The sequence below is a fragment of the Citrobacter sp. Cpo012 genome (assembly GCF_030333015.1).
In the GTDB taxonomy this organism is placed as follows: Bacteria; Pseudomonadota; Gammaproteobacteria; order Enterobacterales; family Enterobacteriaceae; genus Citrobacter; species Citrobacter portucalensis.
Map to the genome: position 1 here is coordinate 22,233 of NZ_JAOWGR010000035.1, position 17,747 is coordinate 39,979.

Sequence of the window (17,747 nt, forward strand, 5' to 3'; positions counted from 1 at the left end):
AGCGTAGCAGGTTTACTTACACTGACGAGAAACGCACAGTACAACCGAACCTGTTGACGCCTGATTGGGCGGTTAATGACCTCTTTACCCTAACAGCGTTTAAATTTGTGATCAACTTCACATATAGTTTTTCATTTCGTCAACATGCGTAAATTAGGTCATTCTTAGTCAGCTTTTTTACATGTAATGCTTGCGATTTACTGACAATTAAATACAAGAATAAATCGCTTTATTGCACCAACAATCACAGCGGTCACTATTATTCTGCTAGCAAAAAAACCACCTAATCCCTTCACAAAAAGATCACAGCTTTTTTAATAATCAGAGCGGCCGGGAATTTTTGCTCGGAATATGTGATGAAGATAACTAAAACATCGTTTTATTTTGATTGAATCAATGTTCCCATGAATGCAAACTAATTCCAGACGCAATATCCCTGGGAGCAGCAACACGCTCAACGTATGCCGCGTTAGATTTTATAAAACAAAGAGATAGCGATTTTCTTTGTTAAGAAATACCAGTAACCATTTGAATTTATTAATTTTTACCCTCTTGCGCGAGTTTTAGCAGCGACAAGACATGAGGACGTTTATGAAAATTAAAGCCACGATTGAACGCATCCCCGGCGGAATGATGTTGATTCCTCTGTTATTAGGCGCAGTGTTAAATACGTTAGCTCCGGATACCGGTGCGTATTTCGGTTCGTTTACCAAAGGAATGATCAGCGGAACGGTACCGATTCTGGCAGTGTGGTTTTTTTGTATCGGCGCATCTATTGATTTGCGGGCAACCGGTACGGTATTACGCAAGTCCGGTACGCTGGTAATAACCAAAATAGCCGTGGCGTGGGTAGTGGCAATGATTGCTGCTTCATTTATTCCTGATACCGGTATTCAAACCGGGTTCTTTGCAGGCCTCTCAGTTTTGGCAATTGTCTCCGCAATGGACATGACCAACGGTGGTTTGTACGCCAGCCTGATGAACCAGTACGGCACCAAAGAAGAGTCCGGCGCATTTGTGTTGATGTCTCTGGAATCCGGTCCGTTAATGACCATGGTGATCCTCGGCTCTGCGGGTCTGGCCTCCTTCGAGCCACACCATTTCATCGGCGCGGTATTACCGTTCCTGATTGGCTTTACGTTGGGCAACCTGGATCACGACCTGCGTTCTTTCTTCAGCAAAGCCACACCGGTGTTGATCCCGTTCTTCGGCTTCGCGTTGGGTAACACTATTAACCTGAGCGTGATCGTTGATACCGGTCTGCTGGGTATCCTGCTGGGTGTCGCGGTTATCGTCATCACCGGTATCCCGCTGATTATTGCTGACCGTGTTATTGGTGGCGGGAACGGTACGGCAGGCGTCGCAGCCTCTTCAGCAGCAGGCGCTGCGGTAGCAAACCCGGTGATTATCGCCCAGATTAACCCGGCGTTCGAACCGGTTGCCGCATCCGCTACGGCGCTGGTTGCCGCCAGCGTAATTGTCACCGCCATTCTGGTGCCGATTATCACCGCGCTGTACGCCAAACGTTTTAATAAAAACCTGGTCGCCAACGAAGCGGTGGCCACCCCGGCAGACTCTCTACACCACTAAACCTGCCATTATCCTACTCACCAGCCCTGCTCAATTGACGAGCAGGGTCGGTGCAAAAATCTCCTCAACCATCGCATCGACCAGCCGCTTTGCCGAACACAATCGCGGCATTCCCAGCGCCACATTTTGCCAACGCTGCGTCACCGACCAGCTCACAGGATGGCGTTGCGCATCGCACCAGCTCCCCAGCCAGCTCAGCATATCGTTATACTCGCCCGATCCGCCAACAGCTGGCGTGCTGAGCCAATGATGATAGTAATGACGCGTAGCGGGCGCTGCATTCACGCTGTCCGCCAATGCCTGAGCCGCCATGGTACGCAGGTTGTCTTTTAGCATTAACACCACATCGGCATTCGCTAACCGGCAGGCATCACCAAAAGCCCCCCAACGTAGCTCCTCCAGCGCGACAAAACAGCGTCCTGGTAACGACCAGCCGTCATACGCGCCAGCCCGCCAGCGGGTAAAAATTTGTTCGCTATGCTCACCCGCCTGAACCGTCAGGCCGCGCTGGGTCAGCGCCTTCTCTTTATACGCCGCACGTTGGGTAAACCAGTCAGTCAGTGAATTTATTTGCTGTAAAAGACCGGGGGTTGAAAGCCCACGCGGGTGTTCTGTTTGTTGCAAAAACATCAGCCCTTCGGCGATCCGTACCAGCGCCAGATGACCCGGGTCAATCATGCCTGCCAGCTTCTCCACCAGCTTAAGGCGCATCACCAGATGCTCGCTGGACACTCCCGCCATCACCCACGCACGCAGTTGCGTCTGGGATAACACTTCCTGCGTCAGACGCGCGCGCAGCCGCTGCTGCTGTTGCAGAAAACCGCCGGAACGTTTGGTTTCATCTCCCTGAACCAGATCGACCATAAACTTCGGGTAGACACACTCCAGCGTCCTCCCGGGGCCTTCCAGTAAAACGTTAGTCATGTGTGCTCGGTTGCAAAAAGGGTATTGATATCGTCACGCAGCAATCGGGAATCTTCATAAAGCCATGCCGCAATCGTAATGCGCTGCTGCAATTGCTCATTCATTGCATTCACCGCGGATTCATTTTGTTGGCGTAGCGTCAGACTCTCACTCAGACTCGCCTGCAATTGCGCCAGGCACAGAGAGAAATCAGCAAAAAATGTGGCCATGCCAGCCGTAACGGAGATATCGACCTGAGCAGCTAAAGCTTTACGAATTTGTTGGCAAAACTGGGAGACGTACTGCACAAGGTTTTTATGCAATGCGCCCATATCAATGAGATAACGCGTTTTTGTTTCGACGTAATCATTCCATCCCCAGTTGGGTTGATTTAGCCAACGAGAGAAAGTGTCACGCACCACACCGCCAGTAGACGGCGCATTTTCTGCCGGAATATCCTGCTCAATGGCCTCGTTAAACAATTGGCGGGTATTGAAATTAAACATCGCCGTATGGAACGCTGGAAAACGGATCCGCGCACGAAAACCGGCGTGGTTTAGCTCCTCTTTCACCCTTTGCTCAATTGGCCGCATCGCGTCATTTAGCGCCCGGGAGAGCGTCGACTCAAGCTGTTCAAAACGCAGGGCTAAGTCCCGGCTGATGCTTTCCTGCGCCGCCAGCAATACCCCCTCACAGGACGAGCGAATTTTATCTAACACAATTTTCGCCTGCCCTTCATCATGCAGCACCAACATCTCTCCGGCCATTTCTGCCGTATTCACAGCATTCCCCAGACCGTGTTGTGACATCATCAGGACGTTTTCTTTGACAAAGAACGTGTTGATACCGCAAAGAATCTCAGTCTGTTGCTCACTGAGATAGGCAGCGGCAGCCTCCAGCGCCAGTTCTACTTCATGGCTGACTTCATCGCTCACCCGCCCCTGGCTCACTTCTAACTGCTGCATATCCTCTTCAATATGCGTGATGTTCAGCCGCAGTTTGTCATAGGCGACCGTTAACCCGTGGGCGCGAAATTCCAGATATTCGTGCACGCTTTGTGCATAGTTCAATAACTTATGTGACGCTGAGCGAAGCGCATACAACGAAGCATTAGCATAAGCGGCGTGGATCACTTTCTGAATTGGCTGTTCAAACAGCGAGTCTTCCCACAACAGGTCGGCGGCATGGCGGATGTGTTCTGTATCGTCAAGATCGGTGGTGCGCCAGCGTCTGCCAAGCGCCGCTTCGGCAAAATCCTGCACCCAACGTTGCTCCTGATGATCCGGCAGTCGCCCGCGCGTCGTCAGCTCATGACGCGCCCTGTTCGCCAGATAGCCCCACATTGAGGAGACCGGATAAATTCTTTCAGGGGCAATTCCGCCTTGCATCAACGTGCCGGAAATCAACGCCCGCACCTGTTCTTCATCATCACTGTTGCGGTCTTTCTGATCGAACTTGTTCACCAGCGCATACAGCGGTACTGACTTGCCGACCGCCATAATCGCCTGACGCACTTCCTCATCGGAAATCGATTTCAGTTGGGTGTAATCCAACACCGCCAGCACCGCAGAGGCCCGCACCAGCTGTTCATTGAGCATTTTTTGTAAGTGCGGTTGTCCTGCCTCGTTCGGCCCCGGCGTATCCAGCAGCGTTAATTGCCCTGGGTAGCTTGCCTGTCCGGCCAAATGGACAAACTCAACTTCAATAACCGGAATATGCTCAATCGCGGCATAGGCGGCAAAAGGAAAATCAACGTCCAATGCTTTTGACAGGCGCACCAGGTCGTTCAGGCTTTTAAGGCAATGGAAAATAGGCTGTGCGCCAAGATAATACCGTTCAAATGCCACACCATTTTCAATATGTTGCAGCAGGACATTCATATCCTTGTCAATTTCCAGGGTCTGCGTAAGACGCAGGCGATCGCACTCGCGCACGCGCTGCTGCAAAACCTTCATTAAGTCATCGATCGGCGCGACATGTGAAAAATGCAGCACCGGCTCTTTCTGCCCCGGCGTATGGCGTATTAGCGTTGGTAACGCCGTCATGGGGCGATTACGATTAGGTAACACCTCTGTCCCCACAATCGCGTTAATCGTCGTCGATTTTCCCGCTTTCATCGTGCCAACAATCGCCAGCACCATTTCCAGACGCGTAATCTTGCGCAGCTCATTATTGAGCGTTGCTTGCTGGACATCCATGCCACGCGCGCTGAAATGCAGGGGCTGAACAACCTGACTGCTATGCTCTCCTTGTTTTAGCGCGACATCATCCAACGACGTCATAGGCAATTTTTGCAATTGCCTGAGATGTTCAAGCGAGAGCATCAGCAAGCGTTCCGCTTCCTGACTTAATTCATATATTGTCTGTGTGTGCATGGAAAATTTTTCCTTAACGCAAATGGCATTGCTTTTATTTAGCCCAATCGTTTTATTTATAGATTTTTTGGCTTTTATAATTACGTATAGAAATAATTAAAATCAAAACAACCAATTGATATTATTAAAATAAATTTGGTGTATAACCGCTGGCCTGATGCCTCTCACTTATGAAAATAAGTAAGAAAGATAGACAGCGTAGTTCAGTTTTAAAAAATGCCAGCGGAATCCCCCTACTAAATTTAAGGGGTTCAATGATATTCAATCACAATGACTTAGGCATTTCTAAGCAATGTTACCTATGAATATCAGATATTTCGCCTCACCTTATCTTAAATATCTAAGCGTAGCAATTTCCCTTAAAAAATATTCCGCCATACTTTCATTGAGGTGAAAGCAGAGGGTCTTTACAGCAGATCATTTTGCGTAATCGCGCAGTAGTCCCGACAAATGCAGGGATTTTATGTATAATTGCGGCCTTTTTCGGCAATCTGCCATTTTTTGGGCGCATTTGCCCCTGCTGACTTTTGAGGAAATCCACATGTCATTACCACACTGCCCGCAATGCAACTCCGAATACACTTACGAAGATAACGGCATGTTCATCTGCCCGGAATGCGCTCACGAATGGAACGATGCTGAACCGGCGCAGGATAGCGACGAACTGATCGTTAAAGATGCCAACGGCAACTTGCTGGCTGACGGCGACAGCGTGACCGTCGTGAAAGACCTGAAGGTAAAAGGTAGCTCTTCCATGCTGAAGATTGGTACCAAAGTGAAAAACATTCGTCTGGTTGAAGGTGACCACAACATCGATTGCAAAATCGATGGCTTTGGCCCAATGAAGCTGAAATCTGAGTTTGTGAAAAAGAACTGATGCAAATTGCCTGATAGCGCGACGCTAATCAGGTCAACACCAGCTCATCTGCCAGGCGGGAAGCTCATACTTCCCGCCTGGTTTATTTTTGCAGACGCTAACTACACTTAATTGGCTTCTTTTACCTGAGGTAAAGATTATGCCGTTAAGTCCCTATATCTCCTTTGCAGGCAACTGCGCTGACGCTATCGCCTACTATCAAAAAACGTTAGGCGCTGAGCTACTCTACAAAATCAACTTCGGTGAAATGCCCAAATCGGCGCAGGATAGCGAAGATGGTTGCCCTTCAGGCTTGAAATTCCCCGACACTGCCATCGCCCACGCCAACCTGCGCGTTGCGGGCAGTGACATCATGATGAGCGATAGCGCCCCGGACGGAAATGCTCACTACTCTGGCTTCACGCTGGTGCTCGACACGCAAAACGTCGATGAAGGCAAACGCTGGTTTGATAATCTGGCAGCAAACGGAAAAATCGAAATGGACTGGCAGGAAACCTTCTGGGCCCACGGTTTCGGTAAAGTGAGCGACCAGTATGGCGTGCCGTGGATGATCAACGTTGTCAAACAACAGCAACCCCCTACAGAGTAATCCAACGGGAGGCCAGCCCTCCCGTACTGTCATCAAATAGCGCTCAACTCTTCATCGTCGAGTAACCATCCCTTAACGAAAACGTCACATTGATCCGCCACGATGGGGCCACTTTTTTAGGGAGGCCGCATCATGCAAACGATTATTCGCGTCGAGAAACTCTCCAAGTCCTTCAATCAACATCAGGCGCTCAATGCGGTTGATCTGAACATCTGTTCCGGTGAGATGGTGGCTCTGCTTGGGCCGTCTGGCTCCGGCAAATCCACCCTTTTACGTCATTTAAGCGGTTTGATCACCGGTGATAAATCCCCCGGCAGCCGCGTCGAGCTGCTGGGCCGCACCGTTCAACATGAAGGCCGCCTGGCGCGCGATATCCGCAAAAGCCGCGCCCACACCGGCTACATCTTCCAGCAGTTCAATCTGGTGAACCGTCTGACGGTGCTGGAGAACGTCCTGATTGGCGCGCTCGGCAGCACGCCGTTCTGGCGTACCTGTTTTAGCTGGTTTAGCCAGGAACAAAAACAGCGTGCATTACAGGCGCTGACCCGCGTGGGCATGGCGCACTTTGCATACCAGCGCGTTTCCACGCTTTCGGGCGGTCAGCAGCAGCGCGTTGCAATCGCCCGTGCGCTGATGCAGCAGGCCAAAGTGATCCTCGCCGATGAGCCGATTGCTTCGCTGGACCCGGAATCCGCACGGATCGTGATGGACACCCTACGCGACATAAACCAGACCGACGGCATCACCGTGGTCGTCACGCTGCATCAGGTGGATTACGCCCTGCGCTACTGCGAACGCATCGTCGCGCTGCGCCAGGGCAACGTCTTCTTTGATGGCAGCAGCCAGCATTTTGATAACGATCGTTTTGACCATCTCTACCGCAGCATGAACCGCGTCGAACAGAACGCGCAGGCTGCCTGACATCCCCACAATGAGGAATGGAAATGAGCTATAAGACCGTTGCCGCGCTGGCTTTCACCAGCATGTTTAGTCTCAGCACACTGCTCACCCCGGCCCATGCCGAAGAGCAAGAAAAAGCGCTGAACTTTGGCATTATTTCGACCGAATCACAGCAAAACCTGAAACCGCAGTGGGAACCGTTCCTGAAGGACATGGAAAAATCACTGGGCGTGAAAGTGAACGCCTTCTTCGCCCCGGACTACGCCGGGATCATCCAGGGAATGCGCTTTAACAAAGTTGATATCGCCTGGTACGGCAACCTCTCGGCAATGGAAGCGGTGGATCGCGCTAACGGGCAAGTGTTTGCCCAGACCGTCGCCGCCGACGGATCCCCAGGTTACTGGAGCGTGTTGATCGTTAACAAAGACAGTCCGATCAATAACCTGAACGATCTGATCGCCAAACGTAAGGATCTGACCTTCGGCAACGGCGATCCCAACTCAACGTCAGGCTTCCTCGTCCCCGGCTACTACGTCTTCGCCAAAAACAACATCTCCGCCAGCGACTTCAAACGCACCGTTAACGCCGGACACGAAACCAACGCGCTGGCCGTCGCCAACAAGCAGGTCGATGTCGCCACCAACAACACCGAAAACCTCGACAAGCTGAAAACTTCCGCGCCGGAAAAACTGAAAGAACTGAAGGTGATCTGGAAGTCGCCGCTGATCCCGGGCGATCCGATCGTCTGGCGTAAAAACCTCTCCGAAACCACCAAGGACAAGGTGTACGACTTCTTTATGAATTACGGCAAAACGGCGGAACAGAAAACCGTACTGGAACGCCTGGGATGGGCACCGTTCCGCGCCTCCAGCGATCTGCAACTGGTGCCGATTCGCCAGCTGGCACTGTTTAAAGAGATGCAGGGTGTGAAGGACAACAAAGGGCTGAACGAGGAAGAGAAAACCAGCAAAACCTCGGCATTGAAAGCGCAGCTCGATGACCTTGACCGTCTGACCGCCGCACTGGGCGCTATGACCAGTGTCACCAAAGCGGTGCAGTAAACCTGGTGACCAAATTGTAGGCCTGATAAGCGCAGCGCCATCAGGCAATGCAAGGGATTCCATGCCGGATGGCGGTGCCAGCACCTTATCCGGCCTACAACAGACCCGAAACATCGACACCCAGGAGCTAAACATGCAAACCATCACCGTCGCCCCGCCCAAACGTAGCTGGTTCTCGCTGCTGAGCTGGGCCATCCTTCTCGCCGTGCTGGTGGTCTCGTGGAAAGGTGCCGAAATGGCCCCGCTCACGCTGATCCAGGATTCCGGCAATATGGCGACCTTCGCCGCCGACTTCTTCCCGCCGGACTTCAGCCAGTGGCAGGACTATCTCGGTGAAATGGCCGTCACCCTGCAAATTGCCGTCTGGGGGACTGCCCTCGCCGTTGTGCTGTCGATTCCCTTCGGCCTGATGTGCGCCGATAACCTCGTGCCGTGGTGGATTTACCAGCCGATGCGTCGCCTGATGGACGCCTGCCGCGCCATCAATGAAATGGTCTTCGCCATGCTGTTCGTGGTCGCCGTCGGGTTAGGCCCATTCGCCGGGGTGATGGCGCTGTTTATCCACACTACCGGGGTGCTCTCCAAGCTGCTTTCCGAAGCGGTAGAAGCTATTGAGCCAGGTCCGGTAGAAGGCATTCGCGCCACCGGTGCCAACAAAATTGAAGAGATTCTGTACGGCGTTCTGCCACAGGTCATGCCGCTGCTTATTTCCTACTCGCTGTATCGCTTTGAATCCAACGTTCGCTCGGCCACGGTGGTCGGAATGGTGGGTGCAGGCGGTATTGGCGTGACCTTATGGGAAGCGATTCGCGGCTTTCAGTTCCAGCAAACCTGCGCCCTGATGGTGTTAATCATCGTCACCGTCAGCCTGTTGGATTTCCTTTCCCAGCGTTTGCGTAAGCACTTTATCTGATTAGCGAGGCATTGATTGCTATGCACTTGTCTACACATCCGACCAGTTATCCAACGCGTTATCAGGAAATTGCCGCGAGACTTGAGCAGGAGCTACGTCAACATTATCGCTGCGGTGACTATCTGCCCGCCGAGCATCAGCTTGCCGCGCGCTACGAGGTAAACCGCCACACCCTGCGCCGCGCCATTGACCAGTTGGTTGAACGCGGTTGGGTTCAGCGTCGCCAGGGCGTCGGCGTGCTGGTGCTGATGCGCCCGTTCGATTACCCGCTTAATGCCCAGGCGCGCTTTAGTCAGAATCTGCTGGACCAGGGCAGCCATCCCACCAGCGAAAAACTGCTGGCGGTGCTGCGTCCGGCCTCCAGCCACATTGCCGATGCGCTCAGCATAAACGAGGGCGATAACGTGATTCACCTGCGCACCCTGCGCCGGGTTAACGGCATCGCACTGTGCCAGATCGACCACTATTTTTCCGACCTCTCGCTGTGGCCGCTGCTGCAAGGCTTCAACAGCGGTTCACTGCATGACTACCTGCGCGAACAGTCCGGTCTGACGCTGCTACGCACGCAAACGCGCATCAGCGCCCGCCGCGCGCAGGCCAAAGAGAGCAAGGTGCTGGAAATCCCCAATATGGCGCCGCTGCTGTGCGTGCGCACCCTGAACCACCGTGAAGGCGAAGAACTCGCGGCGGAATACTCCGTCAGCCTGACCCGCGCCGACATGATCGAATTCACTATGGAGCACTGAATGCATTTCGATACCGCCACCCGCCAGCGCTGGATGCGCGCGCTGGCTTACAGCAATGCCGATGCCCTGAACGCCCGCATCACCGCGCTCAAACTGACGCCGGACTATGAACTTATCCGCGCTCCGGAAAGCGGACTGATGCAGATCCAGGCCCGTATGGGCGGTACCGGCAACCGCTTCTTTGCCGGTGACACCACGCTAACTCGCGCAGTGGTACGTCTGAAGAGTGGCACGCTGGGTTACAGCTACCTGCTGGGACGCAATAAACAACATGCCGAGCAGTGCGCGGTGATTGACGCACTGCTGCAGGAACAAACGCATTTCCAGAACCTAATGGAAACCTTAATTGCCCCGCTGGAAGCGGAACGCGATGCGCTGATTAACGCACGCCGTGCCGAAGTCAACGCCAGCCGGGTCGACTTCTTCACGCTGGTACGCGGAGATAACGCATGACACGATCTACAGCACTTCTGACCGCTTTTAATTTACCCGTTCAGGATGCTCAGCAGAGCTTTCGTCGCCTGCTGAAAGCCATGAGCGAACCGGGCGTAATCGTCGCCCTGCATCAACTGAAACACGGCTGGCAGCCGCTGGGTCTGGCGACCACCAGCGTGCTGCTGACCCTGGTCGATGGCGACACGCCGGTCTGGCTGGCGCCGTCGATGGATAACGATATTGCCCGCCAGAACCTGCGTTTTCATACCAACGCGCCGCTGGTGGATCAGCCGCAGCTGGCGGCCTTTGCCGTCGCCGACGAGCGCATCAGCAGCGAACAGCTTAACGCCCTCTCCGCCGGTTCAGCCGTCGCGCCAGAGACCAGCGCCACGCTGATTGTGCAGGTCTCTGGCTTAAGCGGCGGACGCATGCTGCGTCTGACCGGCGCGGGCATTGCCGAAGAGCGCATGATCGCGCCACAGCTGCCGGAATGCCTGATTCATGAACTCACCGAACGCCCGCACCCGTTCCCACTGGGGGTCGATCTGATCCTCACCTGCGGCGAACGCCTGCTGGCTATTCCGCGAACCACCCATGTGGAGGTGTGCTGATGTACGTCGCCGTCAAAGGGGGCGAAAAGGCGATAGCCAACGCCCACGCCCTGCAGGAAAACCGACGCCGGGGCGATGAAACCATTGCTGAACTGAGCGTGGCGCAAATCGAACAGCAGATGAACCTGGCCGTTGACCGGGTGATGACCGAAGGCGGTATTGCCGACCGTGAACTGGCGGCACTGGCGCTGAAGCAGGCCAGCGGCGATAACGTCGAAGCCATCTTTTTGCTCCGCGCCTACCGCACTACGCTGGCAAAAGTGGCGGTCAGTGAACCGGTTAACAGCGCAGAAATGCGCCTTGAGCGCCGAATCTCGGCGGTCTACAAAGATATTCCCGGCGGGCAACTGTTGGGTCCAACCTATGACTACACCCATCGCCTGCTGGATTTTACCCTGCTGGCCAATGGCGAAACGCCGCCCCTGCGCAGCGCAGACGCCGTACAGGATGCCTCCCCGCACGTCTTTTCCCTGCTGGCCAACCAGGGACTGGCAAAGCGTGAAGAGGATGATGGCGCGACACCCGACGACATCACCCGCACACCGCCGGTTTATCCCTGTTCACGTGCTTCACGCCTGCAACAGCTGATGCGCGGCGACGAAGGCTATCTGCTGGCGCTGGCCTACTCCACCCAGCGCGGCTACGGGCGCAATCACCCGTTTGCCGCCGAAATCCGCAGCGGCTATGTGGCACTGGAAACGGTGCCGGAAGAGCTGGGATTTGCGGTTAACGTCGGCGAACTGCTGATGACCGAATGTGAAATGGTGAACGGGTTTGTCGCACCAGAAAACGAATCCCCCCATTTTACCCGCGGCTACGGGCTGGTGTTCGGTATGAGCGAACGTAAAGCGATGGCGATGGCGCTGGTGGACCGCGCCCTACAGGCAGCCGAATACGATGAAACGGTCACAGGACCGGCGCAGGACGAAGAGTTCGTGCTGGCGCATGCGGATAACGTCGAGGCGGCGGGTTTTGTTTCGCACCTCAAACTTCCCCATTACGTCGATTTCCAGGCCGAACTGGAACTGCTCAAACGCCTGCAACAGGAGGCCACCCGTGACCACTAACCTCTCCGGCTACAACTTTGCGTATCTTGATGAGCAGACCAAGCGCATGATCCGCCGCGCCATTCTGAAAGCGGTGGCAATCCCGGGTTACCAGGTCCCGTTTGGCGGACGTGAGATGCCGATGCCCTACGGCTGGGGAACCGGCGGTATTCAGCTTACCGCCAGCGTGATTGGCGAGCCGGACGTACTGAAGGTGATTGACCAGGGCGCAGACGACACCACTAACGCCGTGTCGATTCGTAATTTCTTCAAGCGTGTGACCGGGGTGAATACCACTGAGCGTACGGAAGATGCGACGCTGATCCAGACCCGCCACCGCATCCCGGAAACGCCGCTGGTGGAAGATCAGATAATCATCTTCCAGGTACCGATCCCTGAGCCGCTGCGCTTTATCGAACCGCGTGAAACGGAAACTCGCACCATGCACGCGCTGGAAGAGTACGGCATCATGCAGGTGAAACTGTATGAAGATATCGCCCGCTTCGGCCATATCGCCACCACTTACGCCTATCCGGTGAAGGTCAATGACCGCTACGTCATGGACCCGTCGCCCATCCCGAAATTCGACAATCCAAAGATGGACATGATGCCAGCCCTGCAACTGTTTGGCGCTGGCCGCGAAAAGCGTATCTATGCCGTTCCACCTTACACCCGCGTGGAAAGCCTCGATTTCGACGATCACCCGTTTACCGTGCAGAGCTGGGATGAGCCTTGCGCCATCTGCGGCTCAACCCACAGCTATCTCGATGAAGTGGTGCTCGATGACACTGGCAAACGCATGTTTGTCTGCTCCGATACCGACTACTGCCGCCAACAGAGCGAGGCCCTCAGCAAATGACGCAACCGCTGCTTTCAGTCAACAACCTGACCCATCTCTACGCGCCGGGCAAGGGCTTCAGCGATGTCTCTTTTGACCTGTGGCCAGGCGAAGTGCTGGGTATCGTCGGCGAGTCCGGTTCCGGCAAAACCACGCTGCTGAAATCGATCTCTTCACGGCTGACGCCGCAGAGCGGTGAGATTTTGTATCAGAACCGTTCGCTGTACGGCATGAACGAGGCCGACCGTCGCCGTCTGCTGCGCACCGAATGGGGCGTAGTGCATCAGCATCCGCTGGATGGCCTGCGCCGTCAGGTCTCCGCAGGCGGCAATATCGGCGAACGTCTGATGGCCACCGGCGCACGTCACTACGGCGACATCCGCGCCACCGCGCAGCGCTGGCTGGAGGAGGTAGAGATCCCTGCCTCGCGTATCGACGATCTACCCACCACCTTTTCCGGCGGCATGCAGCAGCGCCTGCAGATTGCCCGCAACCTCGTCACCCATCCCAAACTGGTGTTTATGGACGAACCTACCGGCGGGCTGGACGTTTCCGTACAGGCCAAACTGCTGGACCTGCTGCGCGGCCTGGTGGTGGAACTGGATCTGGCGGTAGTGATTGTCACCCACGATTTGGGCGTCGCGCGCCTGCTGGCCGACCGCTTGCTGGTGATGAAGCAAGGTCAGGTGGTGGAAAGTGGGTTAACCGACCGCGTGCTCGACGATCCGCATCATCCGTATACCCAGCTTCTGGTGTCGTCGGTGTTGCAGAACTGATTTTTTGTTGTGCCGGATGGCGGCTACGCCTTATCCGGCCTACGGAGCGGCATCGGTTGTAGGCCTGATAAGCGAAGCGCCATCAGGCAATCGAACGCAAAAATGTCTAAAGAGGCTAAAAATGAACGCGATCCGCGTTGAAAATGTCAGTAAAACCTTTGTCCTGCATCAGCAAAACGGCGTGCGTCTGCCGGTGCTGCAAAACGCCACTCTGGACGTTAAAAGCGGCGAATGCGTGGTGCTGCACGGTCACTCGGGCAGCGGCAAATCCACATTGCTGCGTTCGCTGTACGCCAACTACCTGCCGGATGAAGGACACATCCACATCCGCCACAGCGATGAATGGGTTGATCTGGTGCAGGCCCCGGCGCGCAAAGTACTGGAAGTTCGCCGTTCAACCATCGGCTGGGTGAGCCAGTTCCTGCGCGTGATCCCGAGGATTTCCGCGCTGGATGTGGTGATGCAACCGCTGCTGGATCTGGGGGTCTCCCGTGAGGAGTGTGCAGCCAAAGCAGCTAACCTGCTTACCCGCCTGAACGTGCCGGAGCGGTTGTGGCACCTGGCGCCGTCGACCTTTTCCGGCGGCGAACAGCAGCGCGTCAACATCGCTCGCGGGTTTATCGTCGATTACCCAATTCTTCTGCTTGATGAGCCTACCGCCTCGCTGGACGCCAAAAATAGCGCCGCCGTCGTCGCATTAATTGAAGAGGCGAAAGCCCGCGGCGCAGCAATTGTCGGCATTTTTCACGATCAAACCGTGCGCGACCGCGTAGCGGATCGTCTGCATCTGATGGGAACAACAGCATGATTATCAATAATGTAAAGCTGGTACTGGAAGATGAAGTGGTGCAAGGATCGCTGGAAATCGAGGGCGGGGTCATTCGCACCTTTGCAGAAAGTCCGAGCAGCCTACCTGAGGCGCTGGACGGCGAAGGCGGCTGGCTGCTACCAGGGCTTATCGAGCTGCATACCGATAATCTCGACAAATTTTTCACCCCGCGCCCGAAGGTAGACTGGCCTGCCCACTCGGCGATGAGCAGCCACGACGCGCTAATGGTCGCCAGCGGCATTACCACCGTGCTGGACGCGGTGGCAATTGGCGATGTGCGCGACGGCGGCGACCGTCTGGAAAATCTGGAGAAGATGATCAATGCGGTCGAAGAGACGCAAAAGCGCGGGGTCAATCGCGCCGAGCATCGCCTGCACCTGCGCTGTGAGCTGCCGCATCACACTACCCTGCCGCTGTTTGAAAAGCTGGTCGGCCGCGAGCCGGTAACGCTGGTGTCACTGATGGATCACTCGCCAGGCCAGCGTCAGTTCGCCAATCGCGAGAAGTACCGCGAGTATTATCAAGGCAAGTATTCGCTCACCGACGAGCAGATGGCCCGCTATGAAGAAGAACAGTTAGCGCTGGCGGCGCGTTGGTCACAGCCCAATCGCACGGCGATTGCCCAGATGTGTCGTGAGCGCCAGATTGCGCTGGCGAGCCATGATGATGCCACCCATGATCATGTGCTGGAATCGCACCAGCTTGGCAGCGTGATCGCCGAATTCCCCACTACCTTCGAAGCGGCTGAAGCCTCGCGCCAGCATGGTATGAACGTGCTGATGGGGGCGCCCAACATCGTGCGCGGAGGTTCTCACTCCGGCAACGTAGCGGCGCATAAGCTGGCTGAGCTGGGGCTTTTGGATATTCTCTCTTCCGACTATTACCCCGCCAGCCTGCTCGATGCGGCGTTTCGCGTAGCGGACGACGACGCCAACCGCTTTACGCTGCCACAGGCCATTCGTCTGGTGACCCGCAATCCGGCACGGGCATTAAATCTCGACGATCGTGGCGTTGTTGCCGAAGGCAAACGCGCGGATCTGGTGCTGGCACACCGCAAAGGCGGCAACATCCATATCGACCACGTCTGGCGTCAGGGCAAAAGGGTATTCTGACTATGGGTAAACTGATCTGGCTGATGGGGCCATCCGGCTCCGGTAAGGACAGTCTGCTGGCCGAACTCCGCCAGCAGGAACCGGCGCAACTGCTGGTAGCGCACCGTTACATCACCCGCGCCGCCAACGCCGGGAATGAAAATCATATTGCGCTGAGCGAACAAGAATTTTTTACCCGCGCCGGGCAGAACCTGCTGGCGCTAAGCTGGCACGCCAATGGCTTCTACTACGGCGTTGGCGTGGAGATTGACCTCTGGCTACACGCCGGTTTTGATGTGGTGGTCAACGGCTCACGGGCGCATCTGCCCCAGGCGCAGGCCCGTTACGGCGCATCTTTACTCCCCATTTGCTTACAGGTTTCTCCGGCAATTTTACGCCAGCGCTTGCAGGCTCGCGGACGGGAGAGCGAGACGGAAATCGCCGCCCGTCTTGAGCGCGCAGCCCGCTACGCCCCGTATGACTGCCACGTCCTGAACAACGATGGAAGTTTGCTACAGTCTGTCGATACACTACTCACACTGATGGGACGCAAGGAGAAGAAACATGTCTGTCTGTGAATTACGCCGCGCTACGCTATACGATACCGATGCGGTTTATGCGCTCATCTGTGAGTTGAAACAGGGTCAATTCGACCTGCAGGCCTTTAGTGCCGGATACGCCGCAAATCTGCAAGATCCCAATATGCACTACCAACTGGCGCAGCTCGACGGACAAGTCGTCGGCTTGATCGGTCTGCACCTGCAGTTTCATCTGCACCACGCTAACTGGATTGGTGAAATACAGGAACTGGTGGTGATGCCGCAGGCGCGAGGATTAACGGTAGGCAGTCAGTTACTGGCCTGGGCCGAAGCCACCGCGCGCGAAGCGGGTGCAGAGATGACCGAGCTTTCCACCAGCACTCAACGCCTTAACGCTCACCGTTTTTATCAGCGCGAAGGCTATACCCAGAGCCATTTTCGCTTCACTAAACCGTTGTAGGGGGAGCCATGAGTCTGACCATTACGCTGACGGGAACGGGCGGCGCGCAGCTGGTGCCGACATTTGGCTGCGACTGTGCGGCCTGCCAACGAGCACGCTTACAGGTGCAATACCGTCGACGCCCTTGTAGCGGGGTGGTCAGGTTCAATAATGCGGTGACGCTGCTGGACGCGGGGATCCCGCATCTGATGAACGACTGGCCGGCGGGCAGCTTCCAGCAGTTTCTGCTGACCCACTATCATATGGATCATGTGCAAGGGCTGTTTCCGTTGCGCTGGGGTGTCGGGGCGACCATCCCGGTGTACGGTCCGCCGGATGAACAGGGTTGCGACGATCTGTTTAAGCATCCCGGCATCCTCGATTTTAGCCATACCGTGGCACCGTTCGTGGTGTTCGACCTGCAAGGATTGCAGGTAACGCCGCTACCGCTCAACCATTCAAAGCTGACGTTTGGTTATCTGCTGGAGACCGCACATAGCCGCGTGGCGTGGCTCTCCGATACCGCCGGACTTCCCGACAAGACGTTGAAGTTTCTCCACAATAACCAGCCTCAGGTGATTATCATTGACTGCAGCCATGCCCCGCGCGCCGAGCCACCGCGCAATCATTGTGATTTAAACACCGTTATCGCATTGAACGACGTCATCCGCTGCCCACGGGTGATCCTGACGCATATCAGCCATCAGTTTGATCTGTGGATGATGGAACATCCGCTACCAGTAGGGTTTGAGGCAGGATATGACGGAATGGAGATTGTGCTGGAGTAAGGAAATTTGCCGGATGCGATGAAAACATCTTATCCGGCCTACAAACAGATGATTAAGCGACTTTTTTTGCGCCGACATCTCGCTGCGCAATAAAATCTTTAACTGAAACAATCCGGTTCAGTTCTTCTTGCGCCCGCATGTCATTTTCAACTTCCCACAGGTCAACCGCCGCCTGTAGGTTACGCCAGAAATCAACGGAGGTATCGAACGCTTTTGCCAAACGAAACGCCATATCCGTTGTTAATTTGCGATTATTGTTGACCAGTGCGCTCACTGTATTGCGGTGAACATGCAGAATTTCAGCCAGATCGTTGATTTTCAGATCAAGCGGTTCCAGGTATTCATATTGCAGGATATCACCCACAGTCGTTGGTTTTCTGGATGCCTGTTTCATATCGTTA

General features: G+C 55.1%; 20 protein-coding genes. 17 read left to right on the top strand and 3 right to left on the bottom strand.

Going from position 1 to position 17,747, the window contains the following annotated elements:
- Positions 1-591: 591 nt before the first annotated feature.
- A complete protein-coding gene (gene kdgT, locus OGX90_RS06255; RefSeq protein ID WP_003826735.1) occupies positions 592-1,590 on the top strand; it encodes a 2-keto-3-deoxygluconate transporter in 999 nt (332 codons plus the stop codon).
- A 30-nt stretch (positions 1,591-1,620) separates the two neighbouring features.
- On the opposite strand, the gene OGX90_RS06260 is transcribed toward kdgT, so the two are convergent.
- Positions 1,621-2,514 (bottom strand): diguanylate cyclase regulator RdcB family protein, encoded by an 894-nt coding sequence (locus OGX90_RS06260; RefSeq protein WP_003826733.1) that lies wholly within the window; start codon positions 2,512-2,514, stop codon positions 1,621-1,623.
- The gene (crfC, locus tag OGX90_RS06265) at positions 2,511-4,868 is read right to left on the bottom strand and encodes a clamp-binding protein CrfC (protein WP_286623361.1); all 2,358 of its coding nucleotides are present in this window, start codon (positions 4,866-4,868) and stop codon (positions 2,511-2,513) included. The genes OGX90_RS06260 and crfC overlap by 4 nt, the downstream gene beginning before the upstream one ends.
- 541 nt (positions 4,869-5,409) lie before the next feature.
- On the opposite strand from crfC, the gene OGX90_RS06270 reads away from it, so the two are divergent.
- The 16 genes from OGX90_RS06270 (at position 5,410) to phnP (ending at position 17,346) form a co-directional block, all read left to right on the top strand.
- Complete coding sequence (locus OGX90_RS06270; RefSeq protein ID WP_003031835.1) at positions 5,410-5,745, top strand: zinc ribbon domain-containing protein YjdM; 336 nt, start codon at positions 5,410-5,412, stop codon at positions 5,743-5,745.
- Between the two features lie 139 nt (positions 5,746-5,884).
- Positions 5,885-6,334, top strand: coding sequence for a VOC family metalloprotein YjdN (gene yjdN, locus OGX90_RS06275; RefSeq protein ID WP_032942129.1), 450 nt, complete (start codon positions 5,885-5,887; stop codon positions 6,332-6,334).
- Positions 6,335-6,466: 132 nt separating this feature from the next.
- Complete coding sequence (phnC, locus tag OGX90_RS06280) at positions 6,467-7,255, top strand: phosphonate ABC transporter ATP-binding protein (protein ID WP_003826726.1); 789 nt, start codon at positions 6,467-6,469, stop codon at positions 7,253-7,255.
- Positions 7,256-7,278: 23 nt separating this feature from the next.
- Positions 7,279-8,295: a phosphonate ABC transporter substrate-binding protein gene (phnD, locus tag OGX90_RS06285; protein WP_286623362.1), complete on the top strand. Its 1,017-nt coding sequence runs from the start codon at positions 7,279-7,281 to the stop codon at positions 8,293-8,295.
- A gap of 133 nt (positions 8,296-8,428) precedes the next feature.
- Entirely contained in the window at positions 8,429-9,208 is a 780-nt protein-coding gene (gene phnE / locus OGX90_RS06290; protein ID WP_016155398.1) for a phosphonate ABC transporter, permease protein PhnE, read from the top strand.
- A 20-nt stretch (positions 9,209-9,228) separates the two neighbouring features.
- Positions 9,229-9,954: a phosphonate metabolism transcriptional regulator PhnF gene (gene phnF, locus OGX90_RS06295; protein ID WP_071445601.1), complete on the top strand. Its 726-nt coding sequence runs from the start codon at positions 9,229-9,231 to the stop codon at positions 9,952-9,954.
- Positions 9,955-10,407, top strand: a complete 453-nt coding sequence (gene phnG, locus OGX90_RS06300) for a phosphonate C-P lyase system protein PhnG (RefSeq protein WP_008786958.1) — start codon at positions 9,955-9,957, stop codon at positions 10,405-10,407. It abuts the gene before it with no gap.
- A complete protein-coding gene (gene phnH, locus OGX90_RS06305) occupies positions 10,404-11,000 on the top strand; it encodes a phosphonate C-P lyase system protein PhnH (RefSeq protein ID WP_008786957.1) in 597 nt (198 codons plus the stop codon). The genes phnG and phnH overlap by 4 nt, the downstream gene beginning before the upstream one ends.
- Positions 11,000-12,067 carry a carbon-phosphorus lyase complex subunit gene (locus OGX90_RS06310; RefSeq protein WP_125363588.1) on the top strand — a complete coding sequence of 356 codons (1,068 nt, stop codon included), beginning with the start codon at positions 11,000-11,002 and terminating at the stop codon, positions 12,065-12,067. Before phnH ends, OGX90_RS06310 begins: the two co-directional genes overlap by 1 nt.
- A 46-nt stretch (positions 12,068-12,113) precedes the next feature.
- A complete protein-coding gene (gene phnJ / locus OGX90_RS06315; protein WP_049259807.1) occupies positions 12,114-12,905 on the top strand; it encodes an alpha-D-ribose 1-methylphosphonate 5-phosphate C-P-lyase PhnJ in 792 nt (263 codons plus the stop codon).
- Positions 12,902-13,660: a phosphonate C-P lyase system protein PhnK gene (phnK, locus tag OGX90_RS06320; RefSeq protein ID WP_003844769.1), complete on the top strand. Its 759-nt coding sequence runs from the start codon at positions 12,902-12,904 to the stop codon at positions 13,658-13,660. The genes phnJ and phnK overlap by 4 nt, the downstream gene beginning before the upstream one ends.
- A 121-nt stretch (positions 13,661-13,781) precedes the next feature.
- The gene (phnL, locus tag OGX90_RS06325) at positions 13,782-14,468 is read left to right on the top strand and encodes a phosphonate C-P lyase system protein PhnL (RefSeq protein ID WP_003826708.1); all 687 of its coding nucleotides are present in this window, start codon (positions 13,782-13,784) and stop codon (positions 14,466-14,468) included.
- The gene (phnM, locus tag OGX90_RS06330) at positions 14,465-15,601 is read left to right on the top strand and encodes an alpha-D-ribose 1-methylphosphonate 5-triphosphate diphosphatase (RefSeq protein ID WP_032942122.1); all 1,137 of its coding nucleotides are present in this window, start codon (positions 14,465-14,467) and stop codon (positions 15,599-15,601) included. Before phnL ends, phnM begins: the two co-directional genes overlap by 4 nt.
- 2 nt (positions 15,602-15,603) lie before the next feature.
- On the top strand, positions 15,604-16,158 hold the full coding sequence (gene phnN, locus OGX90_RS06335; RefSeq protein WP_198579072.1) for a ribose 1,5-bisphosphokinase: 555 nt from the start codon (positions 15,604-15,606) through the stop codon (positions 16,156-16,158).
- Positions 16,145-16,579 carry an aminoalkylphosphonate N-acetyltransferase gene (gene phnO / locus OGX90_RS06340; RefSeq protein ID WP_008786952.1) on the top strand — a complete coding sequence of 145 codons (435 nt, stop codon included), beginning with the start codon at positions 16,145-16,147 and terminating at the stop codon, positions 16,577-16,579. The genes phnN and phnO overlap by 14 nt, the downstream gene beginning before the upstream one ends.
- A gap of 8 nt (positions 16,580-16,587) precedes the next feature.
- Complete coding sequence (gene phnP, locus OGX90_RS06345; RefSeq protein ID WP_286623364.1) at positions 16,588-17,346, top strand: phosphonate metabolism protein PhnP; 759 nt, start codon at positions 16,588-16,590, stop codon at positions 17,344-17,346.
- 52 nt (positions 17,347-17,398) lie between these two features.
- On the opposite strand, the gene OGX90_RS06350 is transcribed toward phnP, so the two are convergent.
- Positions 17,399-17,740 carry a HigA family addiction module antitoxin gene (locus OGX90_RS06350; RefSeq protein ID WP_008786950.1) on the bottom strand — a complete coding sequence of 114 codons (342 nt, stop codon included), beginning with the start codon at positions 17,738-17,740 and terminating at the stop codon, positions 17,399-17,401.
- Between the last annotated feature and the right edge of the window lie 7 nt (positions 17,741-17,747).